This window comes from Enterobacter soli (genome assembly GCF_964208575.1).
GTDB lineage: Bacteria > Pseudomonadota > Gammaproteobacteria > Enterobacterales > Enterobacteriaceae > Enterobacter > Enterobacter soli_A.
Genome location: NZ_CAXOFU010000014.1, coordinates 1 through 18,280 on the forward strand (window position 1 = coordinate 1; position 18,280 = coordinate 18,280).

At 61.7% G+C, this 18,280-nt stretch carries 14 protein-coding genes; 7 read left to right on the forward strand and 7 right to left on the reverse strand.

The window, feature by feature from the left end:
* Positions 1–34: 34 nt before the first annotated feature.
* From AB6V08_RS14850 to AB6V08_RS14860, 3 genes are all read left to right on the forward strand, one after another.
* Positions 35–985, forward strand: a complete 951-nt coding sequence (locus tag AB6V08_RS14850) for a carbamate kinase family protein (RefSeq protein WP_368543618.1) — start codon at positions 35–37, stop codon at positions 983–985.
* A gap of 16 nt (positions 986–1,001) precedes the next feature.
* Positions 1,002–2,396, forward strand: coding sequence for an amidohydrolase family protein (locus AB6V08_RS14855; RefSeq protein ID WP_368543619.1), 1,395 nt, complete (start codon positions 1,002–1,004; stop codon positions 2,394–2,396).
* 117 nt (positions 2,397–2,513) lie between these two features.
* Positions 2,514–3,248, forward strand: a complete 735-nt coding sequence (locus AB6V08_RS14860; RefSeq protein ID WP_368543620.1) for a class I SAM-dependent methyltransferase — start codon at positions 2,514–2,516, stop codon at positions 3,246–3,248.
* On the opposite strand, the gene AB6V08_RS14865 is transcribed toward AB6V08_RS14860, so the two are convergent.
* A complete protein-coding gene (locus tag AB6V08_RS14865; RefSeq protein ID WP_368543621.1) occupies positions 3,242–3,844 on the reverse strand; it encodes a short chain dehydrogenase in 603 nt (200 codons plus the stop codon). The genes AB6V08_RS14860 and AB6V08_RS14865 overlap by 7 nt on opposite strands.
* 97 nt (positions 3,845–3,941) lie before the next feature.
* Here AB6V08_RS14865 and AB6V08_RS14870 point away from each other — a divergent pair, with 97 nt between their 5' ends.
* Complete coding sequence (locus AB6V08_RS14870) at positions 3,942–4,835, forward strand: LysR substrate-binding domain-containing protein (RefSeq protein ID WP_368543622.1); 894 nt, start codon at positions 3,942–3,944, stop codon at positions 4,833–4,835.
* Between the two features lie 83 nt (positions 4,836–4,918).
* On the opposite strand, the gene AB6V08_RS14875 is transcribed toward AB6V08_RS14870, so the two are convergent.
* The 6 genes from AB6V08_RS14875 to AB6V08_RS14900 all read right to left on the reverse strand — a co-directional run bounded on the left by AB6V08_RS14875 (position 4,919) and on the right by AB6V08_RS14900 (position 16,634).
* A complete protein-coding gene (locus AB6V08_RS14875) occupies positions 4,919–5,479 on the reverse strand; it encodes an Ail/Lom family outer membrane beta-barrel protein (RefSeq protein ID WP_368543623.1) in 561 nt (186 codons plus the stop codon).
* 18 nt (positions 5,480–5,497) lie between these two features.
* Positions 5,498–5,857 (reverse strand): hypothetical protein, encoded by a 360-nt coding sequence (locus AB6V08_RS14880; RefSeq protein ID WP_368543624.1) that lies wholly within the window; start codon positions 5,855–5,857, stop codon positions 5,498–5,500.
* Positions 5,858–5,868: 11 nt separating this feature from the next.
* Positions 5,869–13,800: a two-partner secretion domain-containing protein gene (locus AB6V08_RS14885; RefSeq protein WP_368543625.1), complete on the reverse strand. Its 7,932-nt coding sequence runs from the start codon at positions 13,798–13,800 to the stop codon at positions 5,869–5,871.
* Entirely contained in the window at positions 13,793–14,341 is a 549-nt protein-coding gene (locus tag AB6V08_RS14890) for a toxin-activating lysine-acyltransferase (protein WP_368543626.1), read from the reverse strand. Before AB6V08_RS14890 ends, AB6V08_RS14885 begins: the two co-directional genes overlap by 8 nt.
* The gene (locus tag AB6V08_RS14895) at positions 14,341–15,963 is read right to left on the reverse strand and encodes a ShlB/FhaC/HecB family hemolysin secretion/activation protein (RefSeq protein ID WP_368543627.1); all 1,623 of its coding nucleotides are present in this window, start codon (positions 15,961–15,963) and stop codon (positions 14,341–14,343) included. The genes AB6V08_RS14890 and AB6V08_RS14895 overlap by 1 nt, the downstream gene beginning before the upstream one ends.
* Before the next feature lie 281 nt (positions 15,964–16,244).
* Positions 16,245–16,634: a YdeI family stress tolerance OB fold protein gene (locus AB6V08_RS14900; RefSeq protein ID WP_368543628.1), complete on the reverse strand. Its 390-nt coding sequence runs from the start codon at positions 16,632–16,634 to the stop codon at positions 16,245–16,247.
* Positions 16,635–16,775: 141 nt separating this feature from the next.
* On the opposite strand from AB6V08_RS14900, the gene AB6V08_RS14905 reads away from it, so the two are divergent.
* Genes AB6V08_RS14905 through AB6V08_RS14915 form a run of 3 tightly spaced genes read left to right on the forward strand, consistent with a single transcriptional unit; the run spans position 16,776 to position 18,280 of the window.
* Positions 16,776–17,288 (forward strand): hypothetical protein, encoded by a 513-nt coding sequence (locus AB6V08_RS14905; protein WP_368543629.1) that lies wholly within the window; start codon positions 16,776–16,778, stop codon positions 17,286–17,288.
* Between the two features lie 10 nt (positions 17,289–17,298).
* Positions 17,299–17,745, forward strand: a complete 447-nt coding sequence (locus AB6V08_RS14910; protein ID WP_368543630.1) for a DUF421 domain-containing protein — start codon at positions 17,299–17,301, stop codon at positions 17,743–17,745.
* A 10-nt stretch (positions 17,746–17,755) separates the two neighbouring features.
* The gene (locus tag AB6V08_RS14915) at positions 17,756–18,280 is read left to right on the forward strand and encodes a 2-oxo-tetronate isomerase (protein ID WP_368543631.1); all 525 of its coding nucleotides are present in this window, start codon (positions 17,756–17,758) and stop codon (positions 18,278–18,280) included.

Genomic DNA, 18,280 nt, shown 5'->3' on the forward strand with positions numbered 1-18,280 from the left:
AGGGCACCCGACCGCACTTACCAAAGGAAACCACATGAAACAACTCATGGTCGTCGCCATTGGCGGCAACAGCATTATCAAAGATAACGCCAGCCAGTCGATTGAACATCAGGCGCAGGCGGTAAAAGCGGTGGCAGAGTCAGTGCTGGAGATGCTGGCGTCCGACTATGACATCGTGCTCACCCACGGCAACGGCCCGCAGGTGGGGCTGGATCTGCGCCGGGCGGAGATCGCCCACGAGTACGAAGGCCTGCCGCTTACGCCGCTGGCGAACTGCGTGGCGGACACCCAGGGCGGGATCGGGTATCTCATCCAGCAGGCGCTCAACAATCGCCTGGCCGCCCGGGGCGAGCAGAAGGCGGTGACGGTGGTCACCCAGGTGGAGGTGGATAAAAACGATCCGGGCTTTGCCCATCCCACCAAGCCGATCGGTGCGTTCTTTAGCGCCGACCAGCGCGACGCGCTGCAGCTCGCCCACCCGGAGTGGCATTTCGTTGAGGACTCAGGCCGCGGCTATCGCCGGGTGGTGGCCTCGCCGCAGCCGATACGCATTGTCGAAGCCGACGCCATCAAGGCGCTCACGCAAAAGGGCTTTCTGGTGGTGGGCGCGGGCGGCGGCGGTATTCCGGTTGTGCGCACCGAGCAGGGGGATTACCAGAGCGTCGATGCGGTGATTGATAAAGATCTCTCCACCGCGCTGCTGGCGCGGGAGATTGCCGCCGACGTGCTGGTGATTACTACCGGCGTGGAAAAGGTGTGCGTCAACTTCGGCAAGCCGACTCAGCAGGCGCTGGACACCGTCAGCGCAGCGCAGATGACGCGCTACATGGAAGAGGGCCATTTCCCGGCGGGCAGCATGCTGCCGAAAATCGTCGCCTCGCTGGCGTTCCTGCACCACGGCGGCAAGCGCGTGATCATCACCTCGCCGGACTGCCTGCCCGCGGCGCTGCGCGGCGAAACCGGCACCCACATTGTGAACGCATAAGAAAAAGGAAGAGAAGATGAGTGAGAACAAAAGCCGCCGCGAGTTTATCAGCCAGAGCGGCAAAATGGTCACTGCCTGCGCGCTGTTTGGCGCCACCGGATCCGTCGCGTATGCTGCTGACTCAGCAAAGCCAACCTGCGAACCCGGCAAACCGATGAACATCACCGCAAAACACTACTACCTCGATAACGTCCTGCTGGAAGCGGGGTTTACCTTCGACGGCAGCGTGGCAACAGGCACCCGCACCGAGCTCAAAACGCTGGAGATCAAGGACGGCAAAATCATCGCCCTGCGCGATAACAACAGCCGCGCGGACGCTTCGCTGCCGCACTATGACGCGGGCAAAAAGCTGATGCTTCCGGCGATGCGCGACATGCACATTCACCTGGACAAAACCTTCTACGGCGGCCCGTGGCGCTCGCTCAACCGCCCGGCGGGCACCACCATCCAAGACATGATCCGCCTGGAGCAGAAGCTGTTGCCTGAACTGCAACCCTATACCCAGGAGCGTGCGGAAAAACTGATCGACCTGATCCAGTCGAAAGGCTCCACCATCGCCCGCAGCCACTGCAATATCGAGCCTACCTCCGGCCTGAAGAACCTGGAAAATTTGCAGGCGGTGCTGGCGCGCCGCAGGTCAGGCCTTGAGTGCGAAATCGTGGCGTTCCCGCAGCACGGCCTGCTGCTCTCAAACTCCGAAACGCTGATGCGCGAGGCGATGCAGGCCGGGGCGCACTACGTGGGCGGGCTGGATCCCACCAGCGTTGACGGCGCGATGGAAAAATCCCTCGACACCATGTTCCAGATCGCGCTCGACTACGACAAAGGGGTGGACATTCACCTGCACGAAACCAGCCCGGCGGGCGTGGCGGCGGTGAACTACATGGTCGAAACCGTAGAGAAAACGCCGGAACTGAAGGGCAAGCTGACCATCAGCCACGCCTTTGCGCTGGCCACGCTGAACGAGCAGCAGGTGGACGACATCGCCACCCGCATGGCGGCGCAGCGGGTGACCATCGCCTCCACCGTGCCGATTGGCACCCTGCATATGCCGCTCAAGCAGCTGCGAGACAAAGGGGTGTTCGTGATGACCGGCACCGACAGCGTGATTGACCACTGGTCGCCCTACGGCCTGGGCGACATGCTGGAAAAAGCCAACCTGTACGCCCAGCTCTATATCCGCCCGAACGAGCAGACCCTTTCCCGCGCATTAGGCATTGCCACGGGCGACGTGCTGCCGCTGAACGACAAGGGCGAACGCGTATGGCCGAAAGCGCAGGACGACGCCAGCTTTGTGCTGGTGGACGCCTCCTGTTCCGCCGAGGCCGTGGCGCGCATCTCCCCGCGAACCGCGACCTTCCATAAGGGCAACCTCGTCTGGGGCTCCGTGGAGGTAAAAGCAAAACGGTAACGCCAGTTACCGTTTTTAGTGTTTGCGCCCTCTCCCTGTGGGAGAGGGTTGGGGTGAGGGCATCAAGCCGCACTGAATGCTTTATACTGGGGGCACATTCTTAAAGAGGGATCTTCAATGGCACAAAACATCTACGACAACCCGGCGTTTTTCGAAGGCTACGCGCAGCTTCCGCGCTCGGTGCAGGGGCTGGACGGCGCGCCGGAGTGGCCCGCGCTGAAAGCCATGCTGCCGGACCTGACCGGAAAATCCGTTATCGATCTCGGCTGCGGCTACGGCTGGTTTTGCCGGGCGGCGCGGGAGATGGGCGCCTCTGAGGTGACCGGCGTAGACATCTCAGAAAAGATGCTCGCCCGCGCGGCGGAGCTGACCGACGACGCGCGCATTCACTATCAGCGCAGCGACCTCGAATCCCTCATCCTGCAAAGCAATAGCCTCGATGTGATCTACAGTTCGCTGGCGCTCCACTACCTGCCGGAGCTGGATACCCTGTCAGGCAAGATCCAGCAGGCGCTTAAGCCGGGTGGAAGCCTGGTCTTCTCGATGGAGCATCCCATTTATACCTGCGCCACGCGCCAGGGCTGGCTGACCGACGACAGCGGCGTGCGCTACTGGGGCGTGAACCAGTATCAGGCCGAAGGGCAGCGCGTCAGCAACTGGCTGGCGGACGGCGTGATTAAGTACCACCGCACGCTGGGCACCACGCTTAACGCGCTCATTAAGGCGGGATTGATCGTCAGCGAAGTGAACGAGTGGGGGCCAACGCAGGCGCAAATTGACGCCTGGCCTGCGCTGGCGGAAGAGGCGGAACGCCCAATGCTGGTATTAATTTCAGCCCGTAAGGCTCAATAACCGACCTTATACACCCGTCCGCTTTGCACCCCTTCCACGCTGCGGCGATAGGCTTGCGCCACCGTCGCGGCAGGCACGCTGGCAAAGCCGGGGAAGAAGCCGTCGTAGGCCTCGGCGGACTCGGTCAGCACCGTTGGGCTTATCAGATTGATACGGATCCCGCGCGGCAGCTCGCAGGCGGCGGCGCGGACAAAGCCTTCCAGCGCGGCGTTCACGGTGGTGGCATTGACGCCCTGGGCAATCGGCTCGTGCGCCACAATGCCGCTCACCAGGGTGATCGACCCGCCTTCGTTCAGGTAGTGCTGGCCGGTCAGCGCCAGACGCACCTGCCCCAGAAGCTTATCCTGCAAGCCCTGGTTAAAATCGCTGTCTTTCATCGTGGCGAGCGGGCCAAAGTGCAGGCCGCCGCTGGCGGAGACAATCGCGTCCACCGGGCCGATGGCTTCAAACAGCGCCTGGACGCTCTCCTGCGAGGTGATATCCACCTGATAGTCACCCTGAGTGCGCCCCACGCGGATAACCTCGTGGCGACGACTTAACTCTTCCGCGACCGCGCGACCGACCGTACCGCTGGCACCAATAATGACGATTTTCATAGCCGACTCCTCATGTTGTGAGCCTCCATTCTTGAATAAAGTAAAAGTCAGATAAACTGGGCTAAAGTTAGATGATTACTAACCAGGGGTTTGCAATATGGATACGCTTCGCGGCATGGAAACCTTTATCGCGGTGGTCGACAGCGGCAGCTTTACGCTTGCCGCCTCGCGGCTGGAGATGTCGGCGGTGATGGTGGGGAAATACATCGCCCGGCTGGAGTCGGGGCTTGGCACGCGCCTGCTGGAGCGCAACACGCGCCGCCAGAGCCTGACCGATGCCGGGCGGGTCTATTACGATGAGGCAAAGCGGGTGCTGGAGCAGGTGTCTATCGCCCAAAGCGCCGTTGAGCGCCTGCGCGCCGCGCCCGCGGGCACCCTGCGCGTGACGGCGCCCACCTCGTTTGGCGGCTGCGTGATTGCCCCGCTGACCGCCACCTTTTTGCAGCGTTTCCCGGAGGTGCGGGTCGAGCTGGATCTCACTAACCGGATGGTGGATCTGGTGGACGAGGGCGTCGATCTGGCGATCCGCATCGGCGACATTCGCAACGACGATCTGGTGGCGAAATACCTTCGCCCCTACCGAATGGTGATTTGCGCCGCGCCGGACTATCTGGCGCGCCACGGCACGCCGCAAACCCCGGCTGACCTGGTGGATCACCTTTGTCTGTCCCACACGGTATGGACCGCGCGCAACGAGTGGCGGCTGCCGGGCGCGGAAGGGGAGGTGCGCTGGAAGCGGGATGCGATTTTACGCTGCAACGACGGCTACGGTTTACGGATGGCGGCCAGAGCCGGGGCGGGGCTGCTGCTGCAGCCGGAGGTGCTGGTGGCCGAGGAGCTGGCGAGCGGCAAGCTGGTGCGGGTGCTGGAGAATTACACCCCGGAGCCGAGGCCGGTACACCTGCTGTGGCGGCAGGATTTACGCCCGCTGCCGAAGCTGACCCGGTTTGTTGAGCATGTTGTGCAGGGGGTAGGGGAGTGGGGTCTGTAATGCCCGGTGGCGGCTTCGCTTACCGGGCCTACAAAATATGACCGTAGGCCGGGTAAGGCATAGCCGCCACCCGGCAAAAAGGGCTAGAACCGATAGCCCACGCCCAGGTTCCAGCCGTTGATCGAACGGTTGCCGTCCAGATCCGCGTTGGTGCCTTCGTAGCCCACGTTAATCGCCAGCTCCGGAGTTGGGTTAAACTGCACGCCCGCGCCGTAGGCGAAAGAGGTCGATTTCTCGGAGATGCTGTCTTTCTGGGTATACCCGTCGCCCGCGTTCACCCACCTGGTGTCGCCGTCCGCCTTGGTGTGGGCCACGCCGCCCAGGGCGTACAGGGAAACGTATTCGTTAATGCGGTACGCCGGGCCCACCAGCAGGGAGTAATATTTCGCTTCGATATGGTTTTTTACCGAGTCGGAATCTACATAGTAATGCTCGTCTTCGTCGCCGCTCATGTAGGTGAATGATCCCATCGCGCTCCACGGGGAGTCCCACTCGTAGCGGTACTGCACGTTCACGCCGCGGATATTTTTGAAGTCCTCCACCTTGCTCTGCGCATAGCCAACGGAAACCGTCGAGCTATCCGCCAGCGCCGCGCCGCTTGCCAGACCCGCTGCAATCAAAACCGCCAGAGGTATTTTTTTCATCTTCCCTTCTTCCTTTTATTAATTTGGACACAGTCCGGTAGGGGCTTTAAGCGGGCCGCATTGATCGTAGCCGTAGACCTTATAGCCTTTGGCTTTCATGCAGCTCGATATCTTATCGTTTCGGGCCACGACCTCCTGAAGCGTCTGATCCCGGGTGGAGCTGCCGCCGTTCCAGCTACCATCATCCAGATTGGCTTTTCTGGGCACCCCGCAGCTGTAAAGATCTTCTTTACGCTGCGCCTCGTTGGTGCGCCCGGTGCTGTCCAACTTCTGGAAGGTCTGGGCGTATTTCACGTACTGATAATCGGTTGAGTCCATATTGCCCACCACGCAGCCGGTGAGCAGGAGGGGCAACAGAATAAGCAGGCTTTTTTTCATATTTCGCTCACTTACTGAGAGGTTGAGAAAATAAATTGCAGCAGTTCAGGCGACACCAGCTCGCTCATGGCGAACGGTGTGGCAATCGGAATAGCTGCGATGGTCCAGGTACTGGCCGCTGCGTCAGCCAGCGGGCCGCGATCGCGCGCGGTATTGCCCTCTTTATCATAAAAACCAGGCAGTTGGCCGCCGACTAAATCATGGGTTCCGGCGTAGCTTTCCACCAGATCGTCAAAGAAGGAGCCAGGCGTGTAGGTCAACGGCCCCATCATACCCACTCCGCCCTGGAAACCGCCCGTTGGGCCGTACAGCCCGGCAGATAACGTCCGGTCTTCCAGTAGAGCGTCGAAGGTCTTATGCTGGTCATCACCGATATACTGAACCCGGCCTTTGCTGTCGAGGATCAGGGCGTTGCCGTTATCTGTATCGCGGCGGCAGCGGATATTGCCGTCACCGCAGATGAAGTCCAGACCGACCCTGACGCCCCCAAGCTTAACGCCGTCGTAAAGCCCGTCGCTTGGCCCGGAAACGTTGCTGATTTCATTGCCGTTTATGTCGACAACTCCCGGGGAGATCAGGGAGTTTTTCAGCGTCTCTTCACGCATTTTGGTCGCCGCCAGCGACAGCGTACCCTGAGTAATCGCGGCATCCGGCGATCCGGCCACCACGCCCACCAGCGTTTGCAGGAATCGACGCTGGTACTGCATTTTGTAGATATCCTGCAGCGCGGCATCCTGCTTCGCTTTATCCCCGGCTTTGATGGCGTCCTGCAATTCCTTACGCGCCGCCGCCTGCTTACCGTCGAGATACTCGCCAATCTGGCGATTGGCGTTCTCTTTGAAATCGCGGGTCACGCTGACCTGTAGGTTCAGCTCTTTAAACACCTCGTCCTTGTCGAAATTATTGGCAATCGCTCCGGAGTTGGCGGCGGCGGTTTCGGTGGTGATGTCGGTCTTCACCTCTTCGATATTCTGCTGCTGCGCGTCCGGGTGGGTAATCGTGATGTTATCGGTATTAATGCCGCTGCGGGTGGTGCCGCTGTCGTTTCCGCTGTCGTGGCCGATACCGAAGGTCACGTTCTTGTTCGTTCCGGCGTCGGCGTTATGGCTCACCGAGCCGCCGATGCCGAAGCCGTTGCCCTCAAACTCCGACGTATTATTCACGTCGCGCCAGCCCAGCGTGCCGGTGCTGAACTGGTTTTTGCCCGCCAGCTCCGCGCTTTCGCTGGAGGTAATCAGCCCGCCTGTCAGGTCGGTATTGCCCTTCACGTTGATGTTATAGCCGTCGCTGCCCGCGAAGACGCCGGACTGCTCCTGCACCGAGGCGTAGTTCGCGTCCACCTTCGACTGGCCGTAGTTGCCCGATGCCGCAAAGCCGTAGCCCACGGTGACCTGGCCGCCCATGCTCTTCTGCTCGCCCTGGTAAGTCATGGTGTCCTGAAGCGACTCGATGTTCAGGTTGTCGGCGGTGATATCCACGCCTTTGCCGAGCAGCTGCCCGCCGCGCAGGGTGGTGTCGCCGCCGCTGACGATCCGGGTCTGCCCGTCCATATCGCCCACGTGGCTGTTGCGCCAGGAGACTTCATCCCCGTTGCCGTAGCCTTTACCTTTGTTGGCGCCAGCGGTCACGCCGAAGGAGGCGCCGCCCTGACCGTAGCTCACCGCCACCCCGGCGTTCCAGCCGCTGGAGTTGTCGGTGCTGCGGTCGTGGCTCTGCTGCTGCGCGGCCAGGATATTGACGTCGTTGTCCGCAAACAGCGTGGTGCCCTGTTTACCGCTGACGTCCGAGCCGATGATGTTGATATTGGACTGCTCGCCGCCGCCGGTGGCGACCACCACCGCCTGCTTCCCGGCGTTCACCTTGCTGGCCAGGGCCGTGGTGCTGTCGTTAGTCTGGGTGTGGGTCTGCTTGCTCTGGCCGTAGGTCAGGGACACGCTCACGTTTTGCGCCGCCCCCTGCACGCCGTTCGCCATCGCGCCCTGGGCGGTGTTCATCAGGGTGTTGGCGGCGCGTGCGCTGTCCCACGCGGCGTTGGCGGCGGCCAGCATGTTGATGCGATCGTTGTTGCTTTGCCCGACCTTCTCGGTAGAGGCAATCACGCTTTGCAGCGCCTGCACCACCGGCACGTTCACCGCCAGGGTAAAGCCTTTCTGCTCAACGGTGCGTTTGTACTGCGACGCATAGGTATTTTGCGCCGCCTCAATGGTGACGTTTTTCCCCTGGATCGCCACGTTGCCGTTCGGCGAGGCCACCGTGCTGCCGGTCTGGCGGTAGTCGTTCCCCGCCAGCAGAACGGTATCGCCGTTCAGGCTGCCGACCATCGAGCCTTGTCCCGCCAGCGCCTGGCTGGCCTGGTCGGTGGTCTCTTTGCGCGAGCCGACGGTAAAGCCAATGCCGCCGGAGGACATCAGGCCGGATTTTTTCTCCTCTCTCAGGTGGGTTTCGTTATTACGCCCGCCCATGCTGGTGAGGGTTAAATCGTTGCCCGCCCGCAGCGCCACGTCGCCCGAGCCCACCACGCTGCTGCCTGCGACGGTAAGATCGTTTCCGGCAGAGAGGTTCACCGTGTCCGCGCTCAGTTCGCTACCCTGCACGGTTTGGCGATCGACCGTGTCGCGGGTTTTGGTGGTGGTTTTGGACAGGAAGCCGTTGCCGCCCACCACCTTATGCTTCTCATCAAGCTGGCTGTCGTTGAGCACGCCTTCGATATTCAGGTTACGCTTCGCGGCGGCGGTCAGCGCGCCGTCGGAGGTGATTTGCGCCCCGCGCACGTTAATGTCGTTATTGGCCGCCAGCGCCACGCCGCCCGTGCCCTGCACGGTGCTGGCGTTATTGTCCACGCGGCTTTGCCTGAGGGCGTTATCCGCGTCCCACGCCAGGCTGTCGCCGCTGGCGGTCTTAACGGTGTTGAGGTTCACGTCGCGTCCGGCAACCAGCTGCGCCTTGCCGTTTTCACCGCTGGCGATCACCTGCGCCCCGGTCAGGGTAATGTCGCGCCCGGACTGCAGCGCCAGCCTGCCGTCGTCGCCCTGCACGTAAATGCCGGACACGCTGTCGATGGTGGTGCGGGTGAAGCTGTTCTCGCCGTTCACGCTTTGCGCGCTGGTGGTCGTGGTGGTGACGTTAATGTCGCGCCCGGCGTTCGCCAGCACGCTGCTGTCGCCGACAATCGCCGCGCCGACGTTGTTGATGTCGGTACGCGCGTTGAGGTTTACGTCTGCCGCCTGAATTGTGCCGGACCGGTTGGTGATGTTGTCCGCATCCAGCTGCAGCACCTTACGCCCGGCGATGGTGCCGCTGTTGAACAGGTCGCCGTTGAGCTTCATCGACACGTTGTTCCCGGCAATCAGCGCGCCGGAGCCGTCGATATCCCCCTGTTTCACTTTGGCGTACACCTGCGGCACCAGCACGGTTTGCGTTGAACCGTCCTGCATTTTCACCTTCGTATTCACCAGCCAGACGATGTCCCCGGTCAGCAGCGCCATCTGCTCCGGCGTGAGCGCCACGCCGAGCTTGAGGTTGTAGGCTTTGCCGAAGGTGATGCCCTTGTCCATCAGCGATTTAAATTGCTCTTCGTCGCTGGAGAAGCCGTCCAGATAGCGCTGTCCGGTAATGCCGATCACCTGCTCGCGCACCAGGCGCTGCTCGTAATAGCCGTCGCCCAGACGCTTCAGCGTATTGTCGCCGTCGTCGGTGAAGGCGTTCTGCATGTAGTCGCTGCCCAGCCACTGGCGCTCGTTGGTGAAGCGCGGATCGGTTTCCACCAGATACGGCACGTCGGCGTTCGGGTTGACCTTAAACAGGCTGTTGTCCGGCAGGGTGGTGTTCGGGCCGATAATGCGGATAGCGCCGTCGGCTGGCGTCACTTCAAACTGCTGTCCGGCAGGCGGGGTTACCGGTTCGCCCGGCTTCACGGTCTGCTGCGGCGTCGCGTTGACGCCCGCCGCCTGACCGATGTCGACGCCCGTGCCTTGCAGCACCAGCGGCGTAATGCTGAGGTTGCTTCCCTCCACGCTGCCGCCGCTCACCAGCTGTCCCGGCTTGAGGGCAATGCTCTGGATAGCCGTCGGCGGGGTGTAGGCGGTCGTTTTGCGTCCCTGCTCATCGCTCCCCTTGTGGCGAATGCGGTAGTAGTGGGTCACGGTGCCGTTATCGGTGGTGTAGCGCTCGCCGGTCACGTCGTCGTTCTGCACGCTGCCCATCTGGTCAATCAGCAGGGTGCCGCCCGCGACCACCTGGCTCTTGTCGTTGAACAGCTTATCGCCCGACAGGGTCATGTTGCCGCCGGAGAGGATCTTCGCCGGGTCGGTCTCTTTGATGCGGGTCTCTTCAACGGTGCGGGTGTAGTCGTACTGGTTGAAGTTATCGTTGCCGTGCCCGGTGCGCTCCGGGGTGTTGAGGTTGCGCAGGCCGTCGGCGGAGTTATTGTCCACCCATACGCCGTCGTCGCCCGCCTTCCAGCGGCTCGGGGAGCCGGTGTGCTGATACTCGGTCAGCTGTTCCTGCGACACCAGCGCCACTTCGGTGGAGAAGTTATCGTTGATGTTGTTGATCTGCGAGGCGCCGATCGCCATGTCCCCGGCGGATTCGATGGTCGAGCTGTGGTTGTTGATGGCCGCCGCGCGTCCGGTCGCCGCGCCCGCGTCGTCCAGCGCGCCGCCGATCTGCAGGCTTCCTGCGCTGTAGATCAGCCCGTGGCCGATATTGTTCAGCGTCTGCACGCCAAGCGCGACCTGCTCGCGTCCGGCGAGGGTCGCCGCCGTGCCGTTCTCCGTGAGGTTGTTGAAGGTCACCGCGTTGACGCCCACCGCGTCGCCGTAGATGCGCCCGGTGCCGATATTGTTAAGGGTGTTGGTATTGATGCGCGTCACCACGCCGTCGATCAGGCCGTAGTTGGACACCGCGCCTGCGGCATTCAGGGTGTTGCGTCCGGCGTTGATTTCACCGCTGGCGGCGTTGGTGAGGTTGGCGCTCTGCACGTTGAGCGCGCTGCCCGCCATCAGCTTCCCGGTGTTGGTCAGATCGCCCGCGGTCGTGAAGCTGAGGTTGCCGTTGGCAATGGTGCTGCCGCTGTTGGTCACGCCGGTGGCGCTGTGCAGGGTCATATCGCCGAGGGACAAAAGCTGCCCGCTGGCGTCAAGGGTATCGGCCTGCACGCTGAGGTTTTTGCCCGCTTTCAGCGTCCCGCCGCCGTTGATCAGGTTCAGCCCGCTGCCGCTGACGTTCAGCGTTCCCGCCGAGGCCAGCGCGCCGCTGGCGTTGTTCAGCACGCCGCTGTTAACCACGCTCAGGTCGTCGTTCGCCAGAATGCTGCCGCTCTGGTTGTCGAGGGCGCTGGTATTGAGGGTAACGTTTTGCCCCTCCAGCCCCTGATTTTCGCCGAGCGTATTCTGGTTGACGAAGTTAAGGGCGTTGACCGTCACGCGCTGTCCGCTGCGGATAAGCCCGGAGGCGTTATCCACCAGCCCCTGGGCGCCGTCGATCAGCAGATCGCCCACGGTCTGGATCTGCCCGCCGCCGTTTTGCAGGCCGTCGGCGTGCAGGGTTGCGCTGCTCTCCCCGATGACGCGCCCGCCGCTGCGGTTGTCCAGACTCCCGGCGGCGATATCTGCCGCCCCGGTGGCGGCCAGCGTCCCGGCCTGGTTGTTCAGGCTGCCCGCAGAGAGGTTCAGTTCGCCGAGGCTGTTGATCGTCCCCGCGCCGTTATCCACGCTGGCGCTGGCGGCGCTGATGCCGTTCCCCTGGATCACGCCGGAGGCGTTGGTGAGCTGCGTCGCGGCGTCAAGCGACAGGCCGTCTGCGGCGGCGAGCTGTCCGCCGCTGTTGTTCAGGGTGTCGCCCGTGAAGGAGAGGCTTGCCCCGGAGAAGGTGGTGCCGCTGGCGTTGTCCAGCGCGCCGCCGATCAGGGTCATCGCCCCGACCGATTTCAGCGCGCCGCCGCCGTTAGTCAGCGTATTGAAGCGCGCGGTTAAGGCGCGGTTGGCCCCGATCTGACCGCCGGTATTGTCCACGTCGCCGCCGTCGAGGGTGAAATCGCTGCTGCTCGCCAGGAAACCGCTCTGGTTATTCACCGCGCCGCTCACCAGGCTCAGCGCGCCCTGAGAGAGCAGGGAGCCGGACTGGTTGTCCAGCGTGCCGCCGTTCAGGGCGAGGGTGGCGCCGTTGGCGACAATCACCCCCTGCTGGTTATTTACGCCCGCCGCGTCGATGCGCTGGGTCTTCGCCGCTTCGATGCGGCCCTTGCGGTTGTTGATGGCCTGCTGGCTCTGGATATCGCCGTCGCCCGCCGCCGCGGAAATCAGCCCCTGTTCGTTATTCAGGGCAGTGGTTTTCAGCCCGGCTTTCCCGGACACGGCAACGATTTGCCCTTCGCGGTTGTTCAGCTCGCCCGTCTGCACCTGTACGCCGTTCGCCGCGCCAATCTGCCCCTGCTGGTTATCAATGCTGCCCGGCAGGTTGAGGGTCAGCGCCTCGCTGCCGCTCTGAATAAGCTTGCCGCGCTGGTTTGTCAGGCTTTGGGCGCTCACCGTGAGTTTATCGCCGCTCAGCGTCCCACCGGTATTATCGAGCGTCTTCGCGGTGCTGAGGTTCAGCTCGCGGGCGCTGACCGTGGCGCTGGCGGTGTTCAGATCCGTCGCGCCGCCGTTCAGGGTGACGCGCGTCGCCTGGGTCTGGCTGCCGCTGACGTCCACGCCCTGACCCTTGGCGGTGAGGTTGCCGCCCGCCAGGGTTTGCCCGTGGGCGCTCAGCCTGCCGCTCGTGGTGAGGGTTAAATCCCCGGCCTGCGCCAGCTTGCCGTCGCTTTTCACCCCGGCGGCCAGCACGCTCTCTTTGCTGCTGGTCAGGCTGGCGGCGCGGGCGCTAACGTTATTCGCGGCGGTGAGGACGCCGCTGTTGGCGAACTCACCCGCGGTCTGCACGCTGGCGCTGTCGCTCGCGCGCACCGTGCCGCTGTTTTCAATGCGGCCGTCGGCGGTCAGGGTGACGTTGCCCGCCTGAGCGCCCATCGCCCCGGCGTTGCGCACCCCGACGCCGCGCTCGGTGCCGACCATGCGGATCTTGCCCGCGTACATCCCGCCGAGGCTGGAGACATCTACCGCCAGCTGCGGACGGGTGGCGGCATCGTCGCTGCCTTTTTCGATTTTTTCGTGGGCGGCATCGACCCGGTTACGCCCGGTCGTGACCTTCAAATCTTTTGCCCACAGCCCGGCGTTCACTTTCACCGAGCGGGCGATAATGTCGGTGTAGTCCGCGCCGGAGGTGTCCATCCCCGCGCCGTCGACCACCACTTCACCGCGCTCGACGTTATACCCGGTGAGCTGCCCGTCCTTCATCTGCGCCTGCCCGGTGGTGAGGGTGGCGCGGTTGGCGTTGATAAAGCCGCAGCCGCTGCAGGTAATGCCCGCCGGGTTGGCGATCACCACCTGCGCTTTTTTACCCGCCACCTCAATCATGCCGTTAAGCTTGCTCGGGTCGCGCGAGCTCACCTCGTTGAGGATAACTTTGGCTTCCCCTTTGGCGAGCCACGGGTTGCCCGCCACCATGCCGCCGAGGTTGGTCTGCACGTTTTTGTGGGAGTTATTGAGGATCGCCCCGTTTTTGTCCACGTCGAAGCGGGTGTAGTTGTTGCGGGAAACCCCGGCTTTGGACGGGGTCTGGATATTGACCTGCGGCGTGCCGTTGGCGCTTTTAATCACCGTCGGCTGCTGGTTTTTGGGCGCACCCGCGTTGGCGACGATGTTGGCCTGTGCCGTCTGCACTGCACCCATCGCCAGCCACAGGCTGAAGCTGAGGGCGCTGACCCTGCCGATCAGGCGACTGTGCGTATGACCGATCCCGGACGAACGCGACGATCCGGCGCGACCGGAGCGGGCGATATCCGCCACCACCATCAGCATGCCGCGCGCTTTGTTGAAGACAATCCGGTACAGGTTCTTATTCATGGTGCGTTCCTTTCAGCGCTTCCGGCAGGTTGACCGTGAGCGGGTGTTTCAGTTGCCATTCTCGTGCGGTGGTGCGGCTGACGTGCCTGCCGTGGAACATCAGCACGCGCTTGCCGCGTTCGGCTCCCCGGTGGTACAGGGCGCGCCAGCAGTGCTCGGGGAAGATGTCCCGGCGGATCAGCCTGTTCATGGCCTGCGTGTGGCCAAAGGGGGCAATCCAGTCGCAGACCCACATCCGGTCGCCGCTGTCCCAGTCCGCGTCGTGCATCTCAATGGACGGGCGTGTGAGGTAGCGCGCCTCCGACTCTTCGTTCAGCCAGGCCCAGCTCAGGAAAAACACCGGGCGTTCGTTTTCCACCGCCAGCACGTACTGGCGGCGTTTGATGATGGGCAGCAGCAGCGTCGGCAGGGCGTGCAGCGGGGCGTCCCGGTGCATCGGCGAGTGCATCCACAGCCAGACGGTGGCACCCAGCACTTCGGCTTCGTTGACGTCGCCGCCGAGGATCAGCGGGGCGTTGATATCCAGGTTTCCGACGCGCATTACCAGCTCCAGTTGAGGTTAAACCCGAGGGTCAGGTTGCTGGTGACGAAGCCGTCCGGCTTCGAGAACGGCGTGCCGGCAAACAGGTCGTAGCCGGTATTAAAGGCGCTGCCGCGCAGGCCCACCACGCCGCCCGCCAGGTGTTTGCCGATCAGATAATCCGAGCTGTAGCCGCCCACCTCGCCGTAGTCCGCGCCGAGGTAGAGCTCCTGGTTCGGCAGCGGCGTGCTCCAGGCCAGATCGTTACGCACGTACCAGCCGTGGCTGGCGTTCAGGGTGCGCTCGCCGTCAAAGCCGCGCACCGTCCAGCGGTTGCCGATGGCGAACTGATCCTGCGGCGTCAGCGGGGTATTGCTGATCTGGCGCAGGTACTGCACGTTGTAGCGGAAGTTCTGCGTGCCAATCTCAAACGGCAGATCGAGCTGGGCGTTCAACTGGGTGATTTTGCTCAGGGCGGTGGCGTCCCCGGTAAACTCTTCCGGAGCAGGCTGCGCCCCGAACCAGCGGGTGCCGCGCTGGTAGCTGATGCCCGCATCCAGCGTGGCCTGGCCAATGTAGTGGCGATGCTCCAGCCCCACGCGCCAGCCCGCCGTCTGCCGGCGCTGCACGCCCACTTCGGTGTCGTCGATATAGTTGCGGGTTTCCCGCGCCAGCACGTCGTAGGTAAAGGTGGTTTTCTGCGTGCCGCTGCGGTGCAGCACGCGGCTGAGCTGAACGTCGAGGTTTTTGCTTTTGCCGCTGTAGCGGTAATCGCCGTTCAGCCCGGCGACGGTCTGGTGGTAGTCGTAATCGCTGCCGGTCACGCCGAGCATCCAGTAGCCAAAGGGCACCGAATAGTGGGCGGTGTAGTTTTTGCTGCCTTTGCCGCCCTTATCGTTGAGATCGTGGCTGGCGGAGACGTACAGCAGGTCGCTCAGGGAGAAGGGGTTATCCAGCGACAGGGTTACGCCGCCCTGATAGCGTCCGGTGGTTTCGGTTCCGGCATCGTCGAGGGAGAGGCCCACGCGCCACATCTTGCTCTGCCTGCGGGTGATGACCACGTCGCTCTCGCCGGGCTTTTCACCGGGCAGGATCTCCATATTGGCTTCAACCGTCGGCAGGCGCTGAAGATTCTCCAGCCCCTGCTCGATGTCGCGCAGATCCAGCAAATTCCCCTCGTGCGCCGGGAAGGCGCTGTAAAGCTGAATATAGTCGTCGCTGTCCTCGGTGAGCTTCACGTGGCGAATGTAGCCGGGAACGATGGCCAGCTTCAGGGTGCCGCTTTTCAGATCCTGCGACGGGGCCAGCACGCGGGTGGTTATCCAGCCGTGGTCGACAATGCGGTTTTGCATGGTGCTCATCAGCAGGTTAATCCCTTTCCCGCCGAGGCAGCGCCCCTGGGCCTGATCCGCCATGCGCTGCAGCGGCAGCCAGTGGGGAAGGGCGTCCTGACCGCTTAATTCCACGCGGTTAATCGGGAAGCAGGGCGTTTCGGTGGGGAAGTCGATTTTGCCGAAGCTGGAGGACGGTTCAGAAAGACGCACGTCCGGCACGGGGGGCGTCAGCTGCTGTTCGAGCGCCTTCTGCCGCTGCTGCTGAATAATAAATTGATTATCCGGCTCGGCGGCATGGGCAGAGAGCATTAAAAACAGTCCAGAGGCTGTCGTTATTATTATCGCTTTATTGTGTCGGGCTATCATCAGGTGTTCCGCGCTGTGTAAGCAAAATGAATGCAATGTGAATTTGTGTAAGATTGTTTAAATAATGGCGGGGGATGAAAAGGGGGATTAATCCTAAAGCTCAGATCATTCCGAGTATTATCATCCTTAATTCTGGTAGGGTAGGAAGGCGGGTGGAATATTCAATGGAAACGGGCGGTTTATACAGAATATATCCCCACCGCCCTTAAGTGAAATTAACAGCGTTATTTCTGAATATGGTCGATACGCACCACGGCCGGACTGCTTTTCTTATCCAGGCTGCCGTTAATGCTAATCATGTTATCCGGCTTAACGGTTCTGCCGTCAAATACCGCCTGCGGAATAATCACATCAATTTCACCGGTTTTATCGCGGAAGCGATATTTATCTCCCGAGCCGTCGATCAAATTACCGCGCAGCGAGATGGTGGCACCATCGTGCATGGTTTTAGCGTGTTCAACGGTCATGATCCGCGCATCGTCCGTCCCGCGGTAGCCGTCGTCCAGCGCGTGCGGCGGCGGCGGTGCTTCGCCCTTTTGCAATCCACCGCCGTCGTCGGCCCAGGCTGCTGGCATGAGTAAACAACTTAAGATGGGCACGTAGCGAAATTTCATATTGGCCTCCGGCTGTTGAGTTGCTTGACTTATTAAGCCTGGTTGCTATTGCTTAATCTGGAAACGAGATGAGTCTTAAAAGATTTTATCCTTAAAAATCATCTGGCTGGTGACTAATAAGCGAAACGGGTGAGGTGATAAATGACGGGATTCGAGGGGGATGAAGAAAAATTACCCGGCGTAAACGAGAGTCGCCGGGCGCTAAATTTTGAAGCCGCATTTCAGTGGGGTGGCCTTACCGTTCTGCTGGTTATTATTCTCGCCGCCGTTCTGGGGGTATTTTCCAACGGTTATTTCAGCTCGGCAACGGCGGATAATTCCGCACAAACGTTGCGCGTAAATTACGAACGCTTTGGTCGTTTGCAGACCGAATATAAAATTGAATTAACGGCGAAATCTCCCCACGCGGAGAACATTATTTTCCGCCTCGACGGGGATTTTAATGATACCTATCAGCCGGGGAGCATCACGCCCCAGCCTGACAGCATGTACAGCCAGGGGAAAACGCTTTATCTGGCCTATCGCAACGTAAAAGTAAACGGCGATTTTACGGTCTGGATGTTCATCACGCCCGTTCAGCCGGGCAAGTCAGTTAATTCTATCGCGGTAAACAACGCGCCGGGCGTGCGCTTCTGGCAGTTTATCTATCCCTGAGGAGAAACGTATGGAGATGGTATTCCGCGCGCTGGCCATTTACCTGATTTTGCTGGTGTTGTTTAAAATCGCCGGGCGGCGTGCGCTGCTGCAAATGACCAGCTTCGATCTCATTCTGCTGCTCATCATCAGCGAAGCCACCCAGCAGGCGCTGCTGGGCAATGATTTTTCGGTCACCGGGGCGATGCTGACCATCGTGACGCTGGTGGTGGTCGATATCCTGTTTGGCCTGATGAAAAAGTACCTTTCAGGCGCGGAAAATCTACTCGACGGCTCCCCGGTGATCCTCGTGGAAAACGGGGTTCCCCTGACCGACAAGCTTAAAAAGGTGGATGTCTCCTGCGACGATATTCTGGTGGCCGCGCGTCAGAACCAGGGCATCACCGAGTTCAGCAAGATCAAATACGCCATTCTGGAACGCAACGGGCATATTTCCATCATTCCCGTTGACGGTTAAAGGTGAAGATATGAGTCATTCCACTTACAACGCCGCGAAAACCACCAATGAGCTGACAAAGCAGGTCGCCAGCGTGCTGATGGATTTAGGGCTGCGGCTCACCACGGCGGAATCCTGCACGGGCGGGAATCTGGCGTCGGCTCTCTGCGCCGAAGAGGGGACGGCGGCCTTCTACGATATCGGCCTGATTACCTTCAGCGACGAGGCCAAGCAGAAGCTGCTGGGGGTTGAGGCGGCAACGCTTGAGAAATACACCGCCGTCAGCGAGCAGGCGGTCACGGAGATGTCCCACGGGGCGCTGGCGCGCGCCGGGGCGGACATCAGCATCGCCATCAGCGGCTACGCCGGTCCGGACGGCGGCGATGACGGCACGCCCGCAGGCACCGTCTGGTTTGCGTGGAATTTCCGCGGCAGGGTCGATACGCAGCGGGAGCTGTTTTCCGGCGAGTGCCAGGACGTGATTGAAAAAGCCGTGCGCTATTCGCTGGCCGAGCTGGTGGCGAAGCTGTCGGTGTGGAAAAAGCGCATCAAATAA

Coding starts and splice junctions, on each gene's coding strand:
- AB6V08_RS14850 (WP_368543618.1), top strand. CDS start 35: ATGAAACAACTCATGGTCGTCGCCATTGGCGGCAACAGCATTATCAAA.
- AB6V08_RS14855 (WP_368543619.1), top strand. CDS start 1,002: ATGAGTGAGAACAAAAGCCGCCGCGAGTTTATCAGCCAGAGCGGCAAA.
- AB6V08_RS14860 (WP_368543620.1), top strand. CDS start 2,514: ATGGCACAAAACATCTACGACAACCCGGCGTTTTTCGAAGGCTACGCG.
- AB6V08_RS14865 (WP_368543621.1), bottom strand. CDS start 3,844: ATGAAAATCGTCATTATTGGTGCCAGCGGTACGGTCGGTCGCGCGGTC.
- AB6V08_RS14870 (WP_368543622.1), top strand. CDS start 3,942: ATGGATACGCTTCGCGGCATGGAAACCTTTATCGCGGTGGTCGACAGC.
- AB6V08_RS14875 (WP_368543623.1), bottom strand. CDS start 5,479: ATGAAAAAAATACCTCTGGCGGTTTTGATTGCAGCGGGTCTGGCAAGC.
- AB6V08_RS14880 (WP_368543624.1), bottom strand. CDS start 5,857: ATGAAAAAAAGCCTGCTTATTCTGTTGCCCCTCCTGCTCACCGGCTGC.
- AB6V08_RS14885 (WP_368543625.1), bottom strand. CDS start 13,800: ATGAATAAGAACCTGTACCGGATTGTCTTCAACAAAGCGCGCGGCATG.
- AB6V08_RS14890 (WP_368543626.1), bottom strand. CDS start 14,341: ATGCGCGTCGGAAACCTGGATATCAACGCCCCGCTGATCCTCGGCGGC.
- AB6V08_RS14895 (WP_368543627.1), bottom strand. CDS start 15,963: ATGCTCTCTGCCCATGCCGCCGAGCCGGATAATCAATTTATTATTCAG.
- AB6V08_RS14900 (WP_368543628.1), bottom strand. CDS start 16,634: ATGAAATTTCGCTACGTGCCCATCTTAAGTTGTTTACTCATGCCAGCA.
- AB6V08_RS14905 (WP_368543629.1), top strand. CDS start 16,776: ATGACGGGATTCGAGGGGGATGAAGAAAAATTACCCGGCGTAAACGAG.
- AB6V08_RS14910 (WP_368543630.1), top strand. CDS start 17,299: ATGGAGATGGTATTCCGCGCGCTGGCCATTTACCTGATTTTGCTGGTG.
- AB6V08_RS14915 (WP_368543631.1), top strand. CDS start 17,756: ATGAGTCATTCCACTTACAACGCCGCGAAAACCACCAATGAGCTGACA.